We start from the raw sequence: 18,377 nt of genomic DNA on the forward strand, positions 1-18,377 counted from the left end.
AATCTAGTAAATAGAAGTACTAAGATATTATTTCAATCAAAATTCTCACCGCGACTGGCAGCGAGAAGCGCTTGGGTATACGGCGCAAGCCCTTCTCCAGAACGCAAGGCATCGCAACTCACGCTCTCGATCAAGCGCCCGCCTCGCATCACCGCAACGCGTTCGCACAATTCGGCGACCACTGCTAGGTCATGGCTGACCAGCAGGTAAGTGAGGCCGCGCTCGGACCGCAGGCGCGCTAGCAAGGTTAATATTTCGGCTTGGGTAACCACGTCGAGGGCCGATGTAGGCTCATCTAGCAGAAGTAACGGCGGCTCAAGCATCAAGGCTCTCGCAATGGCGACGCGCTGACGCTGACCGCCCGAGAGCTGGTTGGGGTAGCGCGCGGCAAAGGCCCCATCGAGCCCGACCTGCGCCAGGGCCTCGGCCACCCGCCGTTCACGATCGCCTATGCGATGCACGGCCAGTGGCTCGCCCAAGCACTCGTCGATGCGGTGGCGAGGATTGAGCGAGCCATAGGGATCCTGGAAGACCATTTGTAGTGTGCGCGGCAGCATGCGTGGACGATGGGGATCGCGCTTGCCACCATTGATGACGATGCGACCACGCCAATTGCGTGCCAGCCCAGCCACGGCGCGCAACACAGTGGTCTTGCCGCAGCCGGATTCACCGACCAGCCCCAGGACCTCGCCGCGCGCTACATGGAGCGACAACTCGTGCACAGCCGTCACATCCTGATAGTTGAGCGAGAAGCCCTCGATCTCGATCATGGCGTTGCCAGCAGCTTCGGCGCGGCATCCAGTAGTGCGCGCGTATATGGGTGTGTTGCTTCGTCTAGCTCGGACAGTGTCTCGACCACCTTACCCTCGCGCATGACCAACACGCGGTCGCAGAAACGGCCGACCAGGGACAGGTCGTGACTGATCAGGATCAGACCCATACCGCGGGCCTGGACCTGGCCATCCAGCTCGGCCAGCACGCGCTCGCGGGCGATGATGTCAAGGGCTGAGGTGGGTTCATCAGCTATCAGCAAAGCCGGATCTGGAGCTAGCATCATGGCGATCATGGCGCGCTGGCCGAGCCCGCCCGAGAGTTCGTGCGGATAGGCCTGCCAAACCCGCGCCGCATCGCCCACATGCACGGATTTCAGTAGAGCCAGCCCAGCTACGCGCGCGCCAGAGCCGCGAAGGCCACGATGGCGACGCAGTGTCTCGCCAATTTGCGCACCGACGGTCATGACAGGGTTCAGGGCATGCCGGGCGTCCTGGAGGATCATCGCCAGACGATCGCCGCGCAAGCGAGCAAGCTCAGAAAGCAACATCTCGCGGCCTTGCAAGGCTAGATGCTCGACCGACACTGACGCATGCGACCCGAGCATGCCCATCAGCGCCCGTCCCACGCTCGACTTACCGGCGCCTGATTGCCCAACAATTCCGAGTTTCTCCTGCCCCAAGGAAAAGCTCACATCCGCGACTACGGGCGCTGCGCCATAATCGACGGTGAGCGCTTTAACTTCAAGCAACGTGCTCATGTCCGCGGATCCAGCACATCGCGCAAGCCATCGCCAAGCAGATTGAAGCCGAGGCTGACGAAAACGATGGCAAGTCCCGGTACTGTCGCGACCCACCACTGATCGAATAGATATTCGCGACCCGCTGCGATCATCGCCCCCCACTCTGGCGTTGAAGGCGGAACGCCGAGACCGAGAAAGCCGAAGCCAGCGACAGTGAGAACAATTCCGGCCATGTCGAGCGTTATACGAACGACCAGTGAGTTAACACACATGGGCATAATTTGTCGACGAACGATGCGCCATGTCGAAGCACCTTGTAGGCGCGCTGCAGCAACAAAATCGCTGTCGCGTATACTCAACGTCTCGGCCCGAGCAACGCGGGCGTAAACAGGCCATGCGGTGACAGCGATCGCCAGCACCGCATTCTCTAGCCCGGCGCCGAGTGCTGCTGCCAGCGCCAAGGCCAGAATCAGACGTGGAAAGGCAAGAAAAATATCCGTGAGCCGCATCAGCGCGATATCAGCCCAGCCGCCGAGCATCCCAGCGAGACAGCCGAGAACGAAACCCAGCGGTGCCGCCGTCACAGTCACCAACACGATGATGAGAAGCGTCGTGCGGGCACCCCATAGCATGCGCGAGAGGATGTCGCGACCTAGCTCGTCGGTGCCGAGGGGATGCCCGCCGCCCGCCGCCATCAAACGCGAATCTAGGTTTTGTCCCAAGGGATCATAAGGGGCTAACCAAGGCGCGAACAGCGCTGCCAATACCAATATGCCAACGATGACGATGCCGACCGCAGCTACCGGATTGCTGAACAGCGCCCTCATGACACGCGCGGGTCCAGCAGGGTGTAAAGCAGATCGGCGATCAGGTTGAGACCGAGGAAAACCACGCCGATGACAAGCGTGCTGCCAAGCACCGCGTTCATATCAGCATTGAGCAGAGAGTTAGTCATATAGCTGCCAAGGCCGGGCCATGCGAACACAGTCTCGGTCAAGACCGAACCTTCGAGCAGAGCGCCATAGGAGAGTGCCACCACCGTGACCAATGGAACAGCCGCATTGGCGAGCGCGTGACGCCAGACCACGCGCGCTTCGGACATGCCCTTGGCGCGCGCTGCCAGCACATATTCCTGGCCCAGCTGCTCGACCATCAGGCTGCGGGTCATGCGCGCAATGTAGGCCACGGAAAAACTGCCCAAGACCAGAGCCGGCAAAGCCAGATGCGACAGGGCATTGCCGAGGATAGCCCACTCACCATCGAGCGCAGCATCGAACAGCAGCAGGCCTGTGACCGGTGCAACAATGTCCTCGTAGTAGACATCGATGCGGCCCGGGCCAGCGGCCCAGCCAAGATTGGCATAGAACACCAGCAGCACGATCATGGCGAGCCAGAATGCCGGCGTCGAATAGCCGAGCAGGGAGACCACGCGCACGAGATGGTCAGGCCAACGCCCACGCCGGCTTGCCGCCAATACACCAGCGGGCACGCCGAGCGCGATGCCAATCATGATGGCTACGGTCGCAAGCTCCATCGTGGCGGGAAAATAGCGGACGATATCGTCCACCACCGGACGGGTGGTGACGACGCTTGTACCGAAGTCGCCCGAAAAGATACCTTGCAGGTAGAGCCCGAACTGTATGGCGAGAGAGCGGTCGAGCCCCATCGCCACTTTGGCAGCGGCATAGGTCTCGGGGCTTGCGCGGTCGCCGACCACCGCCAGGACTGGGTCGATTGGGATCACCCGGCCAATGATAAAGGTCACCACAAGGAGCCCGAACAGCGTGAAGGCAACACCGGCAAACTGCTGCGCCGCTGCAGCCAGACGGCGCTTACTTACTGATGCCATGGTACAGCGTCTGGTCGCTGGTGAGACCCGCCGTAAAACCTTTGACGCCAGCCGTAAGCGCGATCAGCTCATTCTCCTGGAACAGCACGATGAAAGGCGAATCCGCCTGGATGCGGCGTTGCAGCTCACCATAAATCTTGGCGCGGCGCGCGGTGTCCCGCTCCAGCACTGCCTGCTCGGCCAACGCCGTTATCTCAGGAATCTCCCAGCCGTTGCGCCAAGCTAGCGTACGCTCGCGCGCGTCGTCGCTGTTGTCGGGATTGCGGGCGAAGGTCGAGGCATTGGTGTGCGGATCGAGATAGTCGGGTCCCCACTGGCCAATAAAAATCTCGTGGCGGCGAGCGCGGTAGCGGGTCAGAACTTGCTTGCCTGTTCCGGGCAGAATCTCCACGGCCACGCCGGCCTCGGCCATCGACGCCTGTATCGCCTGGGCCACCAGCATCATCACCGGGTCGGAACGCACATCCATACCGACACTGAAGCCGTCGGCCAGACCGGCCTCCGCTAACAACGCCTTCGCCTGCGCTGGGCGATAGGCAAAGGGGCGCTCTTCCAACGCCGCGAAAAAGCCCTTCGGCAGAAAACTCTGATGTGCGCTGGCGCGGCCGGCAAGCAGCGTCGCCGCAATAGCTTCGTAGTCGACCAACTGTCGCAAGGCTCGGCGCACCTCCGGGCGGCCGAGCAGAGGATGGCGTTGGTTGAGTGCCATGTAAAATAGGCGCGCCCGTGGCACGGTGAGCACACGAATGTTCTCATCTTTCGCCAGCGCCGCGATCTGGTCAGGCCCCAGATTTCGTGCAGCGTCAATATCGCCGGCTTCCAGCAGCAACCTTTGCGTGGCAGGTTCGCGAATGTCGCGCAGGACCACGCGCTTGAGCGCCGGTTTGCCGCCGGAATACTCAGGATTGGCGTCGAGCAGCAGGTACTCGCCCGGCTGCCAGCGCTTCAGCGTAAAGGGCCCGGAACCCGCGGCGTGACTGCGCAACCAATCCGACTTCCTGCCAGCGACTGCTTCTCGGTCCACCACGGACGCGATCCCCGCAGAGAGCACATTCAATACCAGAGAGGGTGCATAGGCACGGTCCAAGCCGAGCACAAATCGTCGCGCATCGAGCGCCCGAATCCGATCCTGCACCGACGCCGCCGTCAGCCCCAGTTGGGTGAGGATGAAGCTCGGCGCCTTGTTAAGAGTCACCCCGCGCCGCAGGGAAAAGACGGCATCCGCCGCCTCGATGGACCTGTCGCCGGGAAATGTCAGGTCGTCGCGCAGGGTGAACGTGAAGACACGTCCATCATGACTCACCTGCCAACTTTCCACGATCTCGCCGACCGGATTGGCGGGATCGTCCGGGTTGGCACGGAACAGGCGCTGATAGAGGTTGGCGTTGATCTCCATGCCCGAGAACTCGAAAACCTCGGCCGGATCTAGGCTCACCAGATCGTCCAACGCCTTTGCCATAACGAAAACGGAGCGCGGCGTGCCAGCCACCGCAGGAGAGACGGCGGCCAGCAAAGCGAGCACGAAAAGCAGGTGGCGTGACTTGGGCATAGGCCGTCTCTATAGTCTCGCGCTCTCCGCCATCCGGCGCAACACCTGCACCCTTGGACATTGATGACTGGTCAAATCCTCAGCCCCACCGAGATGATCGCCCGCCTGGTGTCGTTCGATACCACCAGCCACAAGTCGAACCTGGCGCTGATCGACTTCGTCGCTAACTATCTGGCCGGCCACGGCATCGAATCGACGCGAATATTTGACGACGAAGGCAGGAAGGCGAATCTGTTCGCTACCATCGGCGACGAAGCCGATGGCGGCATTGTGCTGTCGGGACATACGGACGTGGTACCGGTAGATGACCAGGACTGGACTGACGACCCCTTCATCATGGTTGAACGCAACGATTGCCTGTTCGGGCGCGGCACCGCCGACATGAAGAGCTTCATTGCGGTCGCCCTTACCGCGGTGCCCGATCTCATCGCCGCGCGGCCGCGTATTCCCGTGCATCTTGCGCTCTCCTATGATGAGGAGGTGGGCTGCCTCGGTGCGCCGCGGTTGGTCGAACTGCTCAAGGCGGCACCTTTCACACCCATGGCGGTGATTGTCGGCGAGCCGACCCTGATGAGGGTCGTTGACCGCCATAAGAGTGGCAATCGTTTCGTAACGGAAGTAACTGGGCGCGAGGCCCACTCTGCCCACACCGACAAGGGCGTCAGTGCGAATCTTGTTGCCGGCCGCCTGATCGCCTTCCTCGACGGTCTGATGCGCCAAGCCTGGACCCGCCGGGACGACGGCTTTGACCCCCCTTACGACACCTTGCATGTGGGCGTTGTCGAAGGCGGCACGGCAAGCAACATCCTGGCGCGGCGCTGCCGCTTCATCTGGGAGGTTCGCAGCCTTCCCAGCACGGATCTGGAGCGCGAGTTCCTGGCACCTTTTCAGACCTTCATCAACGACGAAGTGTTGCCGGAAATGCATGCCGTCGCACCCGAGGCGAATATCGTGACGCAAGCGACCGTGTCCATGGAAGCCTTGGCGCCAACGGTCGATTCGCCTGCCGAAGCCCTGGCCCGCAAGCTCGCCGGCTTTAACGGCCCTACCGGTTCCGTGTCTTTCGGCACCGAAGGCGGCCTGTTCGCCGGCGGCGGCGTTCCGACGGTGGTTTGCGGGCCCGGCAGCATCCTGCAGGCGCACAAGGCCGATGAATATATCGATATGTCTCAAGTCGAAGCCTGCATCACGTTTATGGAGCGCCTGGTCGATCACGTTCGGCGCTGAGGGCTTCCTCTTCCAGCGCACGGGTTTCGCCCTCGATCACAGCCTCAAGCCGACTCATAAATGCCGTGCGATCAAGTCCCGGTGGAATCGGCTCGAGTGCGCTAAGAATGAGTCGCCGCGATCGCTTAAGGAAAGCCCGTCTCCCCCAGGTCAGCCCGGAGTTGACCGCCACCGGCACCACGGGCACGCCAAGATGGCGGTAGAGCGCTGCCACGCCTGGATGGTAGGGCTGGCTCTCACCCGGCGGCACGCGCGTCCCTTCCGGGAAAATGACGGGCTGCCGGCCACCTGCCACCGCCGCCTCGACATCGTGCAGCATGGCTTTCAGGGCGCGTGGGCCGGTCGCGCGATCGACCGCCACCTGCCCCGTTTTGACGAGATACCAGCCAAAGAAAGGGATCCAGGTCAGTTCGCGCTTCAGAATGAAGCAGGGATCCGCGATGATGCGGTTGAGCGCGATGGTCTCCCAGGCTGATTGATGCTTGCAAGCTACTAGGCACGGGCCCCGCAAACGCGCCGTGCCGCGCACCTCGATGTTGGCGCCGACAACGTGGCATAGCAGGTAGTCCACAGCCCAGGCCCAAAACCGGACCGTGCGCAGAAAGATCTGCCGCGGCAGCAGCAACGCCGGAAACAGCAAAAGAGCCAGCAGTATCGTGAGGCCGAAGAAGCTGAGATTAAAAAGGAGAGACCGGATAAGCATCAACGAATAACGAAGCGCGACAGCAGATATTTGCCATATTCGGAGACCAGCAGCATCAGCGTGCCGGGATGGCGCCACCAATCGCGAAGGGGCACGCTATCAGGAAACACCGGATGAGCGATAAGGGTAATCTCAGGCATCGCACGGTGAAACTCCAACAGGCTGCGCGGCATGTGATAAGCGGCGGTAACCAGTCTCAGGCTGCCGTAGCTCTGCTTCGACATCCATGCGGCCGTCTCCATGGCATTGCCCCGAGTATCGTCCGCCTCATGGCCCAGAGCGACGCGCGCGACGTTGTCACTGCCACCATCGGCCCGAGCCACGCGCAGTAACTCCTCGACATCGACGCCGCGGTAGACGCCCGAGACGAAGAGTTTATCACCGAGGCCCCGCTCCAGTAGTTCCAGCCCTTCGACAAGGCGTCCACTACCGCCCGTGAGCACAATGATGGCATCGCTCTTTTGATCCGGAATACTTACCGCTGTCGGCAAACCGGTAACGAATCGCGCCAGGCCGATTGTGCCAACCAGTAGTAATGCAAGAATGCTGAGACTAACAAACCGCATTCAAGGCATCCTGGCCAGAGAGCGTAGCACCGTCAGCCGCGCTGAATACATGGCAATGATGCCGGTAAGAAACGGCAACACTACCAGAACGGATAACCCAAAAATACCAAGCGAAAGCTCCGGCAACAACGGCGCATCGATACGACCGCCGACATGGCTGAGGCCGAAGAGTGCGGCAAAGGCGAACAACACGCCGCAAGTGCCACCGCGCAAACCCAACCACAGGGCATGGCGCTGAAAATGGCGCGCGATATAGTGATCGTTGGCGCCCAGAAGATGCAGCAGCTCAATCATGGAGCGCTGCGCCGCCAGGCCCGCACGGGTTGCAAAGATAACCGTGAGCACGCCGACGCCGGCAATCAGTAGCAACATGGCCCCCGCAACCAGCTGGGCCAGACGCGCCAAGTCGATAAGCCTTTCGACCCAGGCCTTGCCGGTATCGAGAGAGGCCTCCGGCACTACGTTGGCAAGCCTGGCACTAACTTCCTGCCAATCAACCAAGGCCCTGGGGACGACGGATACATCAATCAGAACCGGCAACGGCAGATCGGCTGGCAGGTTGTCCTGGCCGATCCAGGGCTCAATAAGTGCGGCAACGCGCGCGGGCGGTATTGGCTCCGCCGTTTCGATACCGATGGTGCGCTGCATCACTTCGAGCGCATCGTTCACCATCGCCGTATCGGCAGTAGCGGGAAGCTCGATCGTGACCACCGCAAAATCGCCTGACTGCCAATATACGATAGCATGCTCGAGTGACATAAGCGCAGCCACAGCCAAGGCCGCGAAGAACGTCTTGAGGCCAATTGTCCAAGGCAAGAAGAGGTTGCTACCTTCGCGGTCAAATGATAGCGGCGGGACCACCTGAGCCATTACTATAACGCCTCACTGACGAGACGCCCGGCAGAGAGGTGCAGCCGCGAATGACCGCGGTCACGCGCCAACGCCTCGTCGTGAGTGGCGATCACGACGGAGGTATCGAGCTCGTTCAGGGCCTCGAAAAGACGCATCAAACGCTCTCCATTGGCCGCATCTACATTGCCAGTAGGCTCGTCCGCCACCAACAGCATGGGCCGTCGCACCACGGCTCTGGCGATGGCCAGGCGCTGCTTCTCGCCGCCCGAGAGGGTTGGCGGGTAAGCCTCCATGCGATCGCCGAGACCGACCCAGTCGAGCAATTCCTCCACCGGCGCAGTAATCTCCGATTCGCGTGTACCCACCACATGCAACGGTAGTGCCACATTGTCGCGCGCCGTGAGATCGTCGAGTAGGCGAAAATCCTGAAAGACTACACCGATCCGCCGCCGCAGGCCGGCAAGCGTATTACGGTCAGCGGAAACCACATCCTCGTCAAAGACGCTTATCAGGCCCCGTGACGGCCGGTGCTCCAGATAGAGCAGGCGAAGCAGTGACGACTTCCCCGCGCCACTGGCGCCCGTAAGAAAATGGAAACTCCCTTGCTCCAGAGTAAAGGAGATGTCCTGCAACACTTCCGGACCAAGACCGTATCGCATGCCGACATTCTCGAAGCGGACCACCTCGCGCGGCCTCCCCCACCGACCAAGCAGAGGGCCAGAGTCGCACACACGCCGGACCCCAGTCCAGAGCTCAGCAGCTGCCATCTATCGGAGCCCAAGAAAAGCGGCTATGATCGCGCTGCTTTATGCCGGCTGAGGAGACAATCTCGCCGGAGAAATGACATGATTCTGAGCTGTCCTTCTTGTTCCACCCGGTTTTTCGTTGTTGACGAGGCGTTCGCCAGCGGCGGTCGCAGGCTGCGCTGCAGCAAATGTAAACACGACTGGTTCGAAGAAGCGCCTGACGCCACCGAAAAGGTTGTGGCCGTGGCTAGCCAGGAGAATGCGAAGGACGATATCGACGCCACGTTTGGCAAGGTGGCCTCTGACGAAGGCTCGGACGACAATATGCCACCGGTTGGAATCATCGGCGGCGGCGCAATTCGCGCAAGCCAAAACGGCGGCGGCTCCTGGATCAGCTGGCCAGCCCTGGTCAGTATGCTCGTCGCCCTGATAGCAGGGTTGGCACTGCTTTCGGATAGCGTTATCGCCACTTGGCCGCCTGCAAAACAGCTTTATGCCATGGTCGGCCTGCCCATCACGGAGCTCGGCGAAGGGTTGGAGATTCGAAATATCGAAGCTCGATTCGAACCCGCTCCCAATGGCTCGCGGCTGATTATCCTCGGCGACGTCGTCAATATCTCAAGCCACGCCCGAACCGTGCCGATGGTCCGCGTGGTACTACGCGACGACCAGGATACGGACCTGGGCGGTTGGCTCTTCCAAGCCACCGATCTCAAGATGATGCCCTCGGAGACGGTCTCCTTCCGCACAATCCACGAATCGCCGCCGAATGCGGCGAGGGATGCGGTCTTGGGCTTTACGGAGACGCCAACCGAAGCGGCGCCATCGCAGGAAAGCTCACCAGCTCAGTAACTTTAGCTCAATACCAGCGCAGCAATCTCTGAATGTAATCACGCTCGTCCTGCGAGCGGCTGCGCTCGCCCGAGCGGCGATATAGCTCGTCGAGGATCTCACGGCTACGCTGCACGTCGGAGGCCTCGGGAATATCGACCCGACCGATAGCATTGCCGCGATTGTTCGGCGGCACGCGGCCGAGGGGATCGCGCCCCCCTTCGTTGGAGCGCTGGTAGCCCTGGTCGCCCGGTTGCCAGCCCTCGCCCTGGCTCATCATGCGCTCGATGATCTCGCCGGCTCCTTCTTGCAATTGCTGCAAGGCCTCGGCCTGGGAGCCGACGGCACGATCCGGGCGCCCGCCACGCAATTGTTCGCGCGCCTCGCGCATGGCGCGCTCGGCCCGGCCGAGGCCACCCGGGATAGAGCCACCTTCCTCACCGACCCCGCGCATGACGTTGCCAAGCTCGCGCCGCAGCGACTCCTGCACTTCGGCGCCGGACTCTCCTCCCCCCTGCCCGTCGTCGTCGCGCCGCCCGCGCCTGCCCGACTGCGCCTGTTCCAAGGTCTCGTTCATCAGCTGGTTCTGATCGGACATGATCTGCTGCAATTCGCGCAGAATCGGATCGCCCTCGCCGTCGCGGACTTGCGGCAGTTGGCTCTGCGATTGCAGGTTCTCAAGCATGCGCTGAAGCTCATTGAGCATTTCCTGTGCGGCTTCTGGCGCGCCGGTAAACGCCATATCACGGGCCTGGTCGATCATAGCGTGCAAGTCCTCACGATCGAGAGCGTTGGCGTTGGGATCGGTCGCCTGCATGCTCGGATCGAGCGGTGACTGGTTTTCGCCAGCCTCCGCGAGAGCCTCGAGGTATTCGTCGAGGGCGTCCTTGAGCCGCTCCATCAGCTCAGCTAGGTCTTTGCCGTCGGCGTCCCCAGCCAGGGCCTCGCGCAATGCCTCCTCCGCATCACGAAGGGCGTCCTCCGCCAGCGACAAGGCCCCGTCCTCTACCCGCAGTGCAATATCCCACAAAAGGTCGACCACCTCGCGCAAACCATCGCCCTCTTGCATCAGAAGCAGGCGCTCTGCGGCCATCGTCAGACCGAGAAAGACCACGGTATCCTCGGCATAACTCAAAGGGTCATTGGCGATATCGCCGAGTCCGATTTGCACGAGCGCGGACTGATCAGGGGATAAAGCCAAAACTCGCCGCTGCTCTACGATCGCCACCGCCACCGGATGACGAAACTCCCGCTCTGGTAGCACCATGTTCCAGACCGGCGCCTCGCCCGTCTGCCCACCAGTATCCTTGGCACGTAGGACAAAGTTGACCGGCATACCGGCCCAAGGATGAGCAGTAAGGTCGTGGTAGCTCGTACCCGCCGCTTCGGCCGGCGCCACCCCTGGAAGCGGCAGGATTAGGCTGACCGCGGTCGCTACAGGAGAGCTTGTTTCTCCGGGCCGGTCGATGTCGGCGATAACCGCCGCCAGACCGAAATCGTCACTTGCCTTATAGGCAAGAGTTAGCACGCTGCGCCGCGTTGCCTCCGGATTATCGGTCATTGTCACCGTCGGTGGCATATCATGAACGATACGTAGGCTCCACTTAGCAAGAAAATGCTTTCCCTGAGTAATCGTCAGTGAGGCATCGTCTTCGAGTGTTACATCAAGAGCGAATTCCGTATCGCTTTCCGCGGCGAACTCCGCTGCAGAACCGCCATGCCACAGCGTGGGAAGATGGCCACCACCATGCACGCGCGCCACCAGCACGCTGCCGGCAACGACGGCAATTGGCGCGCCATCCCCCTGGACCGGAGATTCGTCAACACCGATATCTCGTGCCTCGGTAAGGAAAACGGGTGCGAGACCTGTATAATCCGGCGGATCTATCCATGCAGTCAGTTTGCCCGGTCCGACCGCCGTGAAGACCGACATATCGGGCGTAAGCGCTTCGCCCAAGCGGGCGCTCAAGTGGTCACCGGCGCTCAACACTCCAACCAGCATAAGCAAGACGATGACCGCGCGCAGGGCGAAGGGATCACGCCGCCAGAGCGCGCTTTCTGGCCAGCCGACGTGCAACTTGCTGAGCAGCGTCTCCATGCGCCGGACATGACTGCGCCAGACCGCCCATGTTACTGGATCGTCCGCCTGCGCCGGGCGATCAAGCACGGTCGACAAGGGGCGATGATCGATAACGCTGACGCGCTCAAGACGACGGATGCCGGCTTCACGCGCCGGCAGCAGGAAAGCACCACGCCCGCGCCACAGCGTCCAAACGAGAGCGCCGGCAAAGGCCACGAGACCAAGCGCATGGAGCCAGCCGGGAAGATAGATCCAAAGCCCGAATACGGTAATCACCGCAAAGCCACCGATCACACCGAATCCTGGCAATAGGGCCGGCACAATACGCTCCCACGCCAGTGCGGCACGGCTTAGCGCTACCTTGCGCCGAAGTCCCGGCATGGCCGCTGGGCCACGACGCTTCACGGCGTTGTGCCTTCTTGCAACCAGTCCGGCAAGCAATCCAAGCCAAGAAGTGTCTCATATTTCATGCGCGGACGCACTTCTGCCCAGCGCTCACCGTCGATCAAAACTTCCGGAACCAGCAAACGGCCGTTATAGGTCGAGGCCATGACCGCGCCATAGGCGCCGGCCGAGCGAAAGGCGATCAGATCACCCGCGGAAAGCGGCGGCAAAGGCATCTGCGTGGCAAAGGTATCACCGGATTCACAAACCGGGCCGACCACATCGGCTGGTTCGAAGGGCACATCGGCGGTGGGTTGCGCAACCGCCGCGATGGCGTGTTGAGCGCCGTACATTGCCGGGCGTACGAGATCATTCATAGCCGCATCAACGATGATGAAACGCCGCTCTTCGGTCTCCTTCACGTAAATCACCCGTGCCAGCAAGATGCCCGCATTCCCGACAATCACGCGTCCCGGCTCCAGCACGATGCGGCAATCGAGCCCTTCGGTGAGCGCGAAGACCATCTCAGCATAAGCCGCCGGCGATGGCGGCGTCTCGTCGCCGTAAGGAATGCCAAGGCCACCACCGAGGTCGAGCCGACGAATAACATGGCCGTCGGCGCGTAAGGATTGCACGAGATCTATGGCACACTCAAACGCACGGCGAAATGGCTCAAGATCAGTCAGCTGCGAGCCGATATGCACGTCAACACCATCCACCTCCAGCCCTGGTAATGCTGCTGCAGCAGCATAGAGGGCGGGCGCTTGCCCGATGGCAACACCGAACTTATCACGGCGACGGCCGGTCGAAATCTTGTCGTGCGAGCCGGCGTCCACATCCGGATTAACACGTAGCGCGACCAGCGCCGTCGTCGACAGTGAAGCGGCAGTTTCCGACAAGGCCACCAGCTCGGGCTCGGATTCGACGTTGAAATGCGTCACCCCGGAGGACAAGGCGAAGGCCATTTCCTCGCGCGTCTTGCCGACCCCAGAATAAACGATCTTCTCCAGCGCCACGCCGGCAGCAAGCGCGCGGCGAATTTCGCCTTCCGAAACCACATCCGCGCCGGCGCCAAGCCTTGCCAGAGTGGCGATGACGGCCAAATTTCCGTTCGCCTTAACGGAATAGGCAACCAACGCGTCACGCCCGGCAAAGGCATCGGCTATGACCCGGTAATGGCGGCTGATAGTAGCGGTAGAATAACAATAGCAAGGGGTGCCTAATGCATCGGCAATGGCGGTAAGCGGCACGGATTCGGCGTGCAGCACGCCGTTACGATAGGCGAAATAGTCCACTAACGCTCGTCCTCGTTCGACGGCGACTTGGGATCACCCTTGCGGCCGCAGGCGACGATTAGTGCCGAGGCCAGCAGACCGAGGAGAACGCGGCGGCGGCTCATCGCCAACGCTTCCGCGTCCGCTCAATTGCGCCCCGCACCTGATCAGGCGCCGTGCCGCCATAGCTCACACGGCTCACCACCGACCGCGTGACTCCGAGCACCTCGAACACGCGCTCGTCTATGGCAGCCTCTACACCCTGCATGACGTCCAGGGGCAAGTCTGCAAGGTCACAATCCCGCTCCTCTGCTAGGCGCACCAGGCGTCCGGTCACACCATGGGCCTGACGGAAGGGCATGCCAAGCATCCGCACCAGCCAATCAGCCAGATCGGTCGCGGTGGTGTAGCCGACCCCCGCCATCGCATGCATGCGCGCTTCGTCGATCCGCATATCACCGATCATGCCAGCCGCCGCCCGGGTACAAAGAACAAGCGTATCAAGCGCATCGAAAACCGGCTCCTTGTCCTCCTGCATGTCCTTGGAATAGGCCAAGGGCAAGCCCTTTAGCGCCACCAGTAAAGATGTGAAAGCGCCCAAGATCCGACCGCTCTTGCCGCGCACCAGCTCAGCTGCATCGGGATTGCGCTTTTGCGGCATGATGCTGGAACCCGTGGTGAAGGCCTCACTGAGCTTCACGAAGGCAAAGCCCGGGCTCGACCAAACCACCAACTCCTCTGCCAGGCGCGATAGGTGCATCGCTGCAATGGAGGCAGCCGCCAAGACCTCCAGGGCGAAGTCCCGGTCAGAGACGGAATCGATGGAATTCTCGGTCGGCGCAGCGAAACCGAGCGCCTTCGCCGTCATCTCCCTGTCGATGGGAAACGATGTGCCGGCGAGTGCCGCGGCGCCGAGTGGGCATTGATTTAACCTGGTTCTGGCGTCGGCTAGCCGACCCCGGTCGCGCCCAAACATCTCCACGTAGGCCATCAGATGGTGGCCGAGCGTGACAGGCTGGGCCGGCTGCAAATGAGTGAAGCCGGGCATGACCGAGTCCGCATGCTCTTCCGCTCGCCGCAGCAGCGCGGCTTGCAGGTCGCAGAGCGCAGCATCACAATCTGCAATGGCCTCGCGCACCCAGAGCTTAAAATCGGTCGCCACTTGGTCGTTGCGCGAGCGCGCAGTGTGCAGCCGCTTGCCAGCTTCGCCGATAAGCTCCGTTAGCCGTGCCTCGATATTGAGATGCACGTCCTCGAGAGCAGGATCGAAGGTAAAATCGCCGGCCTCGATCTCCGCCTCGACGCTGTCGAGCCCCTCCTGGATAGCGGCGCCGTCGGCGGCATCGAGAATGCCGACGGCCACCAGCATCTCGGCATGAGCGCGCGAACCGGCGATGTCCTGAGCATAGAGACGCTTGTCGAACGCGACAGACGGGTTTATGCGAGCCATGATGTCGGCTGGCCCGCTTTTGAAGTGGCCGCCCCACATCGTCCGCGCGCTATCGCCAGCGGGCGGCGCCGGGGGGGTGTTGTCATCTTGGCTCATGGCCGGTCTCCGGTCTCGCTGGCGTGGGAGTGAATACCGATGCTAACAGGCAAACGCACAGCCCTTGCAGCACTCGCGGTCGTCGCCATCGCGGTGACAGCCATTCTCGCCGGAAAGTTCGAGGGATCAACCCCTGTGACAAGCGAATTGTTCCCGCGCCCAGCCGGGAGATTGCTCCCGTTCATCTGGCACGACGCGCCAAAACCCTTGCCCGAGATCGCCTTTGCGGCGCCTGACAAGACACCGGCAAGCTTCGGCGACTTCACAGGCGGCATAACGCTGGTCAATCTCTGGGCCACCTGGTGCGCTCCGTGCCTGCGCGAGATGCCTATGCTCGATGCGCTTGCGGGCACCGTAGAGGACCTCAAAGTCGTGGCTCTTAACCAGAACCGTGGTGGCATGGCGGTGGCCGGCCCCTTCTGGGAGGAAAAGGGCTTCGCCAATCTCGCCCTCTACCTCGACCCTACCTTCAGCGCAGCCGGAATGCTGGTTGAGCGCGGCCTGCCCCTCACTATTCTGCTCGATCGCGACGGTCAGGAAATCGCCCGCCTCGAAGGAATCGCCGAATGGGATGCCCCTGAGGTAATCGCCTATTTCCAAGTTCTAACAGCGAAGTAGTCGCAAATCTAAAATCCGATTTTAAATTTGTATGTTCCGGATCAAGCCGAAGCGGAGGGGCGAGATGAGACGCGGCCGTACCAGCCGGCGATATTGACCAACGACTCGGCGGGCTGAATCTTGATCCAGCCCGCAAAGTCGATGGCCACTAGTGCCGTAATGTCGGCAATCGAATAGCTCTCGCCAGCCACATAGGGGGTCTTGGCCAAAACCTCGTCAAGTCTCTCATAGAAACGGGACAAGCGCTCCTTGCCACGTTGGGCCAGATCCGGAATCTGCGCCACCGGATCGATACCAGGCAACGCCCGATCAGCAAAAGCTGGCACCGAGTTGCGAAAAGCCTCGCCAGCCGCGGCCATGCCGTCAAGCTCCATGCGGCGATTCCACATCTCAATGCGCGCGGCCTCCTCCGGCATGGCCCCCATCAGACACGGCTCGGGCTGCAGTCCCTCGAAATAGCGGCAGATGGCAACGGATTCAGAGATATGGCCGCCGTCATCAAGCTCAAGACAAGGCACGCCGCCCATGGGATTGCGTGCCAGAAATTCAGGCGTGTGCTGCTCGCGGTTCTGCAAGTCAATCTGCACTGTCGGCACATCGATGCCCTTCTCCGCAAGAAAGATGCGAACCCGGCGCGGATTGGGCGCCGCCTTGAATTCGTAAAGCTTCATCACTCGGTCCCCGTTCTTGCCAATGACGCCGCCGCCTCGTCGTCCCTCAGCGCCTTTTCAATCTCAGCTTTCAGGCCATCGTAGTCCTCGTGGGCCGGAAAGTGTGGAAATTCACTTCTCACTATCTCTGGCGCACGGAACAGGATACCCGTATCCGCTTGCCGTAGCATGGCGGTGTCATTGTAGGAATCACCGACGGCGACGGTACGAAAGTTCAGCGTCTGAAAGGCCTGCACCGCCTGACGCTTGGGGTCAACCTGGCGCAGCCGGTAGCCGTCGAGGGCGCCAACATTGTCGAAGGTCAGGTGGTGGCACATGAGCATGGGATGGCCGAGCTTAGCCACCAGCGGCTGCGCCAACTCGTAGAAAGTGTCCGACAGCACGGTCACCTGGCAGCGCCCATGCAACCAGTCGACAAACTCGCAAGCACCAGCCAAGGGATCGAGTGAAGCCGCGACGCTACGCAAATCCTCAAAGCCCAGGCCATTCTCACGCAACACCGAGAAACGGTACCGCATCAACACATCGTAATCGGGCTCGTCACGTGTCGTGCGGCACAGGGCTTCGATGCCGGTGCGCTTGGCCAGACCAACCCAGATCTCGGGCGTCAACACGCCCTCCATGTCGAGACAGGCTACGAACAACGATAAATCCCTTTGCAGATGAGACCGCGGAGTTCTATCAGGCCGAAACGGTTTCGACAGCCACGAAATGAAAGCCGGGGATGACACCAACCGGGACGTTGAGGTTTCGGCGCATCTTCTCGTCAAGGCTTTCTGGCGTGTCGAATGCCAGGCGACGCATCCCGTATGCCGCCAGGAAATCGTCGAGCTGCTCCGGCATGAGACCAAACTGCAGGGTCTCACCGCCGCGATCGAGCTCCGCCCGCAGTGAATCGAAGCTCTCATCCGCGTAGACGGAACGCGCCAGAAAAGTAAAGGCGAAGCGGCTGCCTATCGGCGCGTGATCGCGAACCAAGGCGAAGATAGACTCGACCTCGTGCGGGGTCAGATATTCCATCACACCCTCCGCCACAAAAATCGTCGGCAAAGTGCGATGGTAGCCCGCGCCGTAGAGACCCTCGCACACAGTTTGACGCCTGAAATCTATGCCGACGCGGCATACGCCAGTAGGCACTCCGTCGCCATCGGCGAGTACGCGGTCGCGAAAGGTAATAACGTCCTGTTGGTCAACCTCGAACACGGGCAAATCCGCGAGCTCATCGGCAAGGCGGAGTGACAGCGTGTCGCAACCGGCCCCGAAGATCACCAATTGCCGCATGCCGTCCGCCAAGGCGTCACGTACGGCTCCTTCGATCCAGGGCTTGCGGTACACGACATGGGTGATCAGGCCGTCCATGCCCTCTTCCCACTCGGCGATGAAGGTGGCACGCGCCTTGGCATCGTCGAGTGTTGCGAGCACGGGCCCAGCCTCGGCCGAAATCGCTGTGGCGAAGCGCTCAGCAAAGGGGTCCCGGAACATCTCAGCGTAAACCGGATCCTTACTGACCACGGCACAGGCCGTGGATATGAGCATGGCGCTCTTGCTGATCGGACTGTCGTCCGGTTGTCCGATTCCCCGAATAGTCATCACTCTACTCCCCGCCTTCTACCCCCCACCTACCGTGACGATCATCTGCTGTGGCGGCAAGACATAGAAGTGGTGGCTCGATCCCATGACGTACACATGACGGAACAGAAACCTGGCAAGACGCAGTTCGACACGCCCGAGGTCCGGCAGCAGCGCGCGCCTCGTCTCATCCGCTGACGACGAAAGCAGAAAATCCATGGCCAGCATCGGCCTATATTGAAAAAGCGTATCCTGCGTCAGCTTTGGTTCGTAGTCGGAAAATATCTCCTCCGGCGCCGGTGCCGCCGGGCCTCGTCAGTCGCATGGCCGGTAGGATGGCAAAGAGACAGGCGGCGATGATCGCGAGGCTACGCATAACATTCTCCATACGCCTTATGT

At 61.4% G+C, this 18,377-nt stretch carries 20 protein-coding genes; 3 read left to right on the top strand and 17 right to left on the bottom strand.

Translation table 11 applies throughout. The features are described from left to right. Positions 1–32: 32 nt before the first annotated feature. From QF629_06595 to QF629_06615, 5 genes are read right to left on the bottom strand one after another with little or no spacing between them, the layout of a single operon-like run. On the bottom strand, positions 33–770 hold the full coding sequence (locus QF629_06595) for an ABC transporter ATP-binding protein (GenBank protein MDP6013199.1): 738 nt from the start codon (positions 768–770) through the stop codon (positions 33–35). Next, on the bottom strand, positions 767–1,531 hold the full coding sequence (locus tag QF629_06600) for an ABC transporter ATP-binding protein (protein MDP6013200.1): 765 nt from the start codon (positions 1,529–1,531) through the stop codon (positions 767–769). Before QF629_06600 ends, QF629_06595 begins: the two co-directional genes overlap by 4 nt. Continuing rightward, positions 1,528–2,340 carry an ABC transporter permease gene (locus QF629_06605; protein MDP6013201.1) on the bottom strand — a complete coding sequence of 271 codons (813 nt, stop codon included), beginning with the start codon at positions 2,338–2,340 and terminating at the stop codon, positions 1,528–1,530. Before QF629_06605 ends, QF629_06600 begins: the two co-directional genes overlap by 4 nt. Beyond that, positions 2,337–3,362: an ABC transporter permease gene (locus QF629_06610; GenBank protein ID MDP6013202.1), complete on the bottom strand. Its 1,026-nt coding sequence runs from the start codon at positions 3,360–3,362 to the stop codon at positions 2,337–2,339. Before QF629_06610 ends, QF629_06605 begins: the two co-directional genes overlap by 4 nt. Next, positions 3,346–4,911, bottom strand: a complete 1,566-nt coding sequence (locus tag QF629_06615) for an ABC transporter substrate-binding protein (protein ID MDP6013203.1) — start codon at positions 4,909–4,911, stop codon at positions 3,346–3,348. The genes QF629_06610 and QF629_06615 overlap by 17 nt, the downstream gene beginning before the upstream one ends. Positions 4,912–4,974: 63 nt before the next feature. On the opposite strand from QF629_06615, the gene argE reads away from it, so the two are divergent. Then, positions 4,975–6,138 carry an acetylornithine deacetylase gene (gene argE / locus QF629_06620; protein ID MDP6013204.1) on the top strand — a complete coding sequence of 388 codons (1,164 nt, stop codon included), beginning with the start codon at positions 4,975–4,977 and terminating at the stop codon, positions 6,136–6,138. Here the strand turns inward: argE and QF629_06625 are convergent. From QF629_06625 to ftsE, 4 genes are read right to left on the bottom strand one after another with little or no spacing between them, the layout of a single operon-like run. Next, complete coding sequence (locus QF629_06625; protein ID MDP6013205.1) at positions 6,104–6,841, bottom strand: lysophospholipid acyltransferase family protein; 738 nt, start codon at positions 6,839–6,841, stop codon at positions 6,104–6,106. The two genes, argE and QF629_06625, sit on opposite strands and share 35 nt — an antisense overlap. Then, positions 6,841–7,407, bottom strand: a complete 567-nt coding sequence (locus QF629_06630; GenBank protein MDP6013206.1) for a YdcF family protein — start codon at positions 7,405–7,407, stop codon at positions 6,841–6,843. The genes QF629_06625 and QF629_06630 overlap by 1 nt, the downstream gene beginning before the upstream one ends. Further along, entirely contained in the window at positions 7,408–8,277 is an 870-nt protein-coding gene (locus QF629_06635; GenBank protein MDP6013207.1) for a cell division protein, read from the bottom strand. Positions 8,278–8,279: 2 nt separating this feature from the next. Continuing rightward, positions 8,280–8,942 carry a cell division ATP-binding protein FtsE gene (ftsE, locus tag QF629_06640; GenBank protein MDP6013208.1) on the bottom strand — a complete coding sequence of 221 codons (663 nt, stop codon included), beginning with the start codon at positions 8,940–8,942 and terminating at the stop codon, positions 8,280–8,282. Between the two features lie 162 nt (positions 8,943–9,104). Here ftsE and QF629_06645 point away from each other — a divergent pair, with 162 nt between their 5' ends. Continuing rightward, positions 9,105–9,857 carry a DUF3426 domain-containing protein gene (locus tag QF629_06645; protein MDP6013209.1) on the top strand — a complete coding sequence of 251 codons (753 nt, stop codon included), beginning with the start codon at positions 9,105–9,107 and terminating at the stop codon, positions 9,855–9,857. A gap of 7 nt (positions 9,858–9,864) precedes the next feature. Here QF629_06645 and QF629_06650 read toward each other — a convergent pair whose 3' ends face one another. The 4 genes from QF629_06650 to argH are packed head-to-tail and all read right to left on the bottom strand — an operon-like array spanning position 9,865 to position 15,120. After that, on the bottom strand, positions 9,865–12,321 hold the full coding sequence (locus QF629_06650) for a TIGR02302 family protein (protein ID MDP6013210.1): 2,457 nt from the start codon (positions 12,319–12,321) through the stop codon (positions 9,865–9,867). Next, positions 12,318–13,595 carry a diaminopimelate decarboxylase gene (lysA, locus tag QF629_06655; protein MDP6013211.1) on the bottom strand — a complete coding sequence of 426 codons (1,278 nt, stop codon included), beginning with the start codon at positions 13,593–13,595 and terminating at the stop codon, positions 12,318–12,320. Before lysA ends, QF629_06650 begins: the two co-directional genes overlap by 4 nt. Then, positions 13,595–13,699, bottom strand: coding sequence for a lipoprotein (locus tag QF629_06660; GenBank protein ID MDP6013212.1), 105 nt, complete (start codon positions 13,697–13,699; stop codon positions 13,595–13,597). Before QF629_06660 ends, lysA begins: the two co-directional genes overlap by 1 nt. After that, positions 13,696–15,120 (bottom strand): argininosuccinate lyase, encoded by a 1,425-nt coding sequence (argH, locus tag QF629_06665; protein MDP6013213.1) that lies wholly within the window; start codon positions 15,118–15,120, stop codon positions 13,696–13,698. Before argH ends, QF629_06660 begins: the two co-directional genes overlap by 4 nt. Positions 15,121–15,159: 39 nt before the next feature. Here argH and QF629_06670 point away from each other — a divergent pair, with 39 nt between their 5' ends. Further along, positions 15,160–15,738 carry a TlpA disulfide reductase family protein gene (locus QF629_06670; protein ID MDP6013214.1) on the top strand — a complete coding sequence of 193 codons (579 nt, stop codon included), beginning with the start codon at positions 15,160–15,162 and terminating at the stop codon, positions 15,736–15,738. Positions 15,739–15,779: 41 nt separating this feature from the next. Here QF629_06670 and QF629_06675 read toward each other — a convergent pair whose 3' ends face one another. Genes QF629_06675 through QF629_06690 form a run of 4 tightly spaced genes read right to left on the bottom strand, consistent with a single transcriptional unit; the run spans position 15,780 to position 18,197 of the window. Next, positions 15,780–16,409 carry a glutathione S-transferase gene (locus tag QF629_06675; GenBank protein MDP6013215.1) on the bottom strand — a complete coding sequence of 210 codons (630 nt, stop codon included), beginning with the start codon at positions 16,407–16,409 and terminating at the stop codon, positions 15,780–15,782. Beyond that, positions 16,409–17,053, bottom strand: coding sequence for a bifunctional phosphoserine phosphatase/homoserine phosphotransferase ThrH (gene thrH / locus QF629_06680; protein ID MDP6013216.1), 645 nt, complete (start codon positions 17,051–17,053; stop codon positions 16,409–16,411). The genes QF629_06675 and thrH overlap by 1 nt, the downstream gene beginning before the upstream one ends. 37 nt (positions 17,054–17,090) lie before the next feature. Further along, positions 17,091–17,999, bottom strand: a complete 909-nt coding sequence (locus tag QF629_06685; protein MDP6013217.1) for an SAM-dependent methyltransferase — start codon at positions 17,997–17,999, stop codon at positions 17,091–17,093. Positions 18,000–18,017: 18 nt separating this feature from the next. Next, positions 18,018–18,197, bottom strand: coding sequence for a hypothetical protein (locus tag QF629_06690; protein ID MDP6013218.1), 180 nt, complete (start codon positions 18,195–18,197; stop codon positions 18,018–18,020). Positions 18,198–18,377: the final 180 nt, after the last annotated feature.

The organism is Alphaproteobacteria bacterium (assembly GCA_030739735.1).
Taxonomy (GTDB): domain Bacteria; phylum Pseudomonadota; class Alphaproteobacteria; order UBA7887; family UBA7887; genus UBA7887.

What these genes read in the sequence shown, in the direction of transcription:
- QF629_06615 (MDP6013203.1), bottom strand. Translation starts at nt 4,911, where the DNA reads ATGCCCAAGTCACGCCACCTGCTTTTCGTGCTCGCTTTGCTGGCCGCC.
- QF629_06675 (MDP6013215.1), bottom strand. Translation starts at nt 16,409, where the DNA reads ATGAAGCTTTACGAATTCAAGGCGGCGCCCAATCCGCGCCGGGTTCGC.
- QF629_06605 (MDP6013201.1), bottom strand. Translation starts at nt 2,340, where the DNA reads ATGAGGGCGCTGTTCAGCAATCCGGTAGCTGCGGTCGGCATCGTCATC.
- QF629_06685 (MDP6013217.1), bottom strand. Translation starts at nt 17,999, where the DNA reads ATGACTATTCGGGGAATCGGACAACCGGACGACAGTCCGATCAGCAAG.
- argE (MDP6013204.1), top strand. Translation starts at nt 4,975, where the DNA reads ATGACTGGTCAAATCCTCAGCCCCACCGAGATGATCGCCCGCCTGGTG.
- QF629_06630 (MDP6013206.1), bottom strand. Translation starts at nt 7,407, where the DNA reads ATGCGGTTTGTTAGTCTCAGCATTCTTGCATTACTACTGGTTGGCACA.
- QF629_06670 (MDP6013214.1), top strand. Translation starts at nt 15,160, where the DNA reads ATGCTAACAGGCAAACGCACAGCCCTTGCAGCACTCGCGGTCGTCGCC.
- QF629_06595 (MDP6013199.1), bottom strand. Translation starts at nt 770, where the DNA reads ATGATCGAGATCGAGGGCTTCTCGCTCAACTATCAGGATGTGACGGCT.
- argH (MDP6013213.1), bottom strand. Translation starts at nt 15,120, where the DNA reads ATGAGCCAAGATGACAACACCCCCCCGGCGCCGCCCGCTGGCGATAGC.
- QF629_06635 (MDP6013207.1), bottom strand. Translation starts at nt 8,277, where the DNA reads ATGGCTCAGGTGGTCCCGCCGCTATCATTTGACCGCGAAGGTAGCAAC.
- QF629_06690 (MDP6013218.1), bottom strand. Translation starts at nt 18,197, where the DNA reads ATGGATTTTCTGCTTTCGTCGTCAGCGGATGAGACGAGGCGCGCGCTG.
- QF629_06625 (MDP6013205.1), bottom strand. Translation starts at nt 6,841, where the DNA reads ATGCTTATCCGGTCTCTCCTTTTTAATCTCAGCTTCTTCGGCCTCACG.
- QF629_06660 (MDP6013212.1), bottom strand. Translation starts at nt 13,699, where the DNA reads ATGAGCCGCCGCCGCGTTCTCCTCGGTCTGCTGGCCTCGGCACTAATC.
- QF629_06600 (MDP6013200.1), bottom strand. Translation starts at nt 1,531, where the DNA reads ATGAGCACGTTGCTTGAAGTTAAAGCGCTCACCGTCGATTATGGCGCA.
- QF629_06645 (MDP6013209.1), top strand. Translation starts at nt 9,105, where the DNA reads ATGATTCTGAGCTGTCCTTCTTGTTCCACCCGGTTTTTCGTTGTTGAC.
- QF629_06610 (MDP6013202.1), bottom strand. Translation starts at nt 3,362, where the DNA reads ATGGCATCAGTAAGTAAGCGCCGTCTGGCTGCAGCGGCGCAGCAGTTT.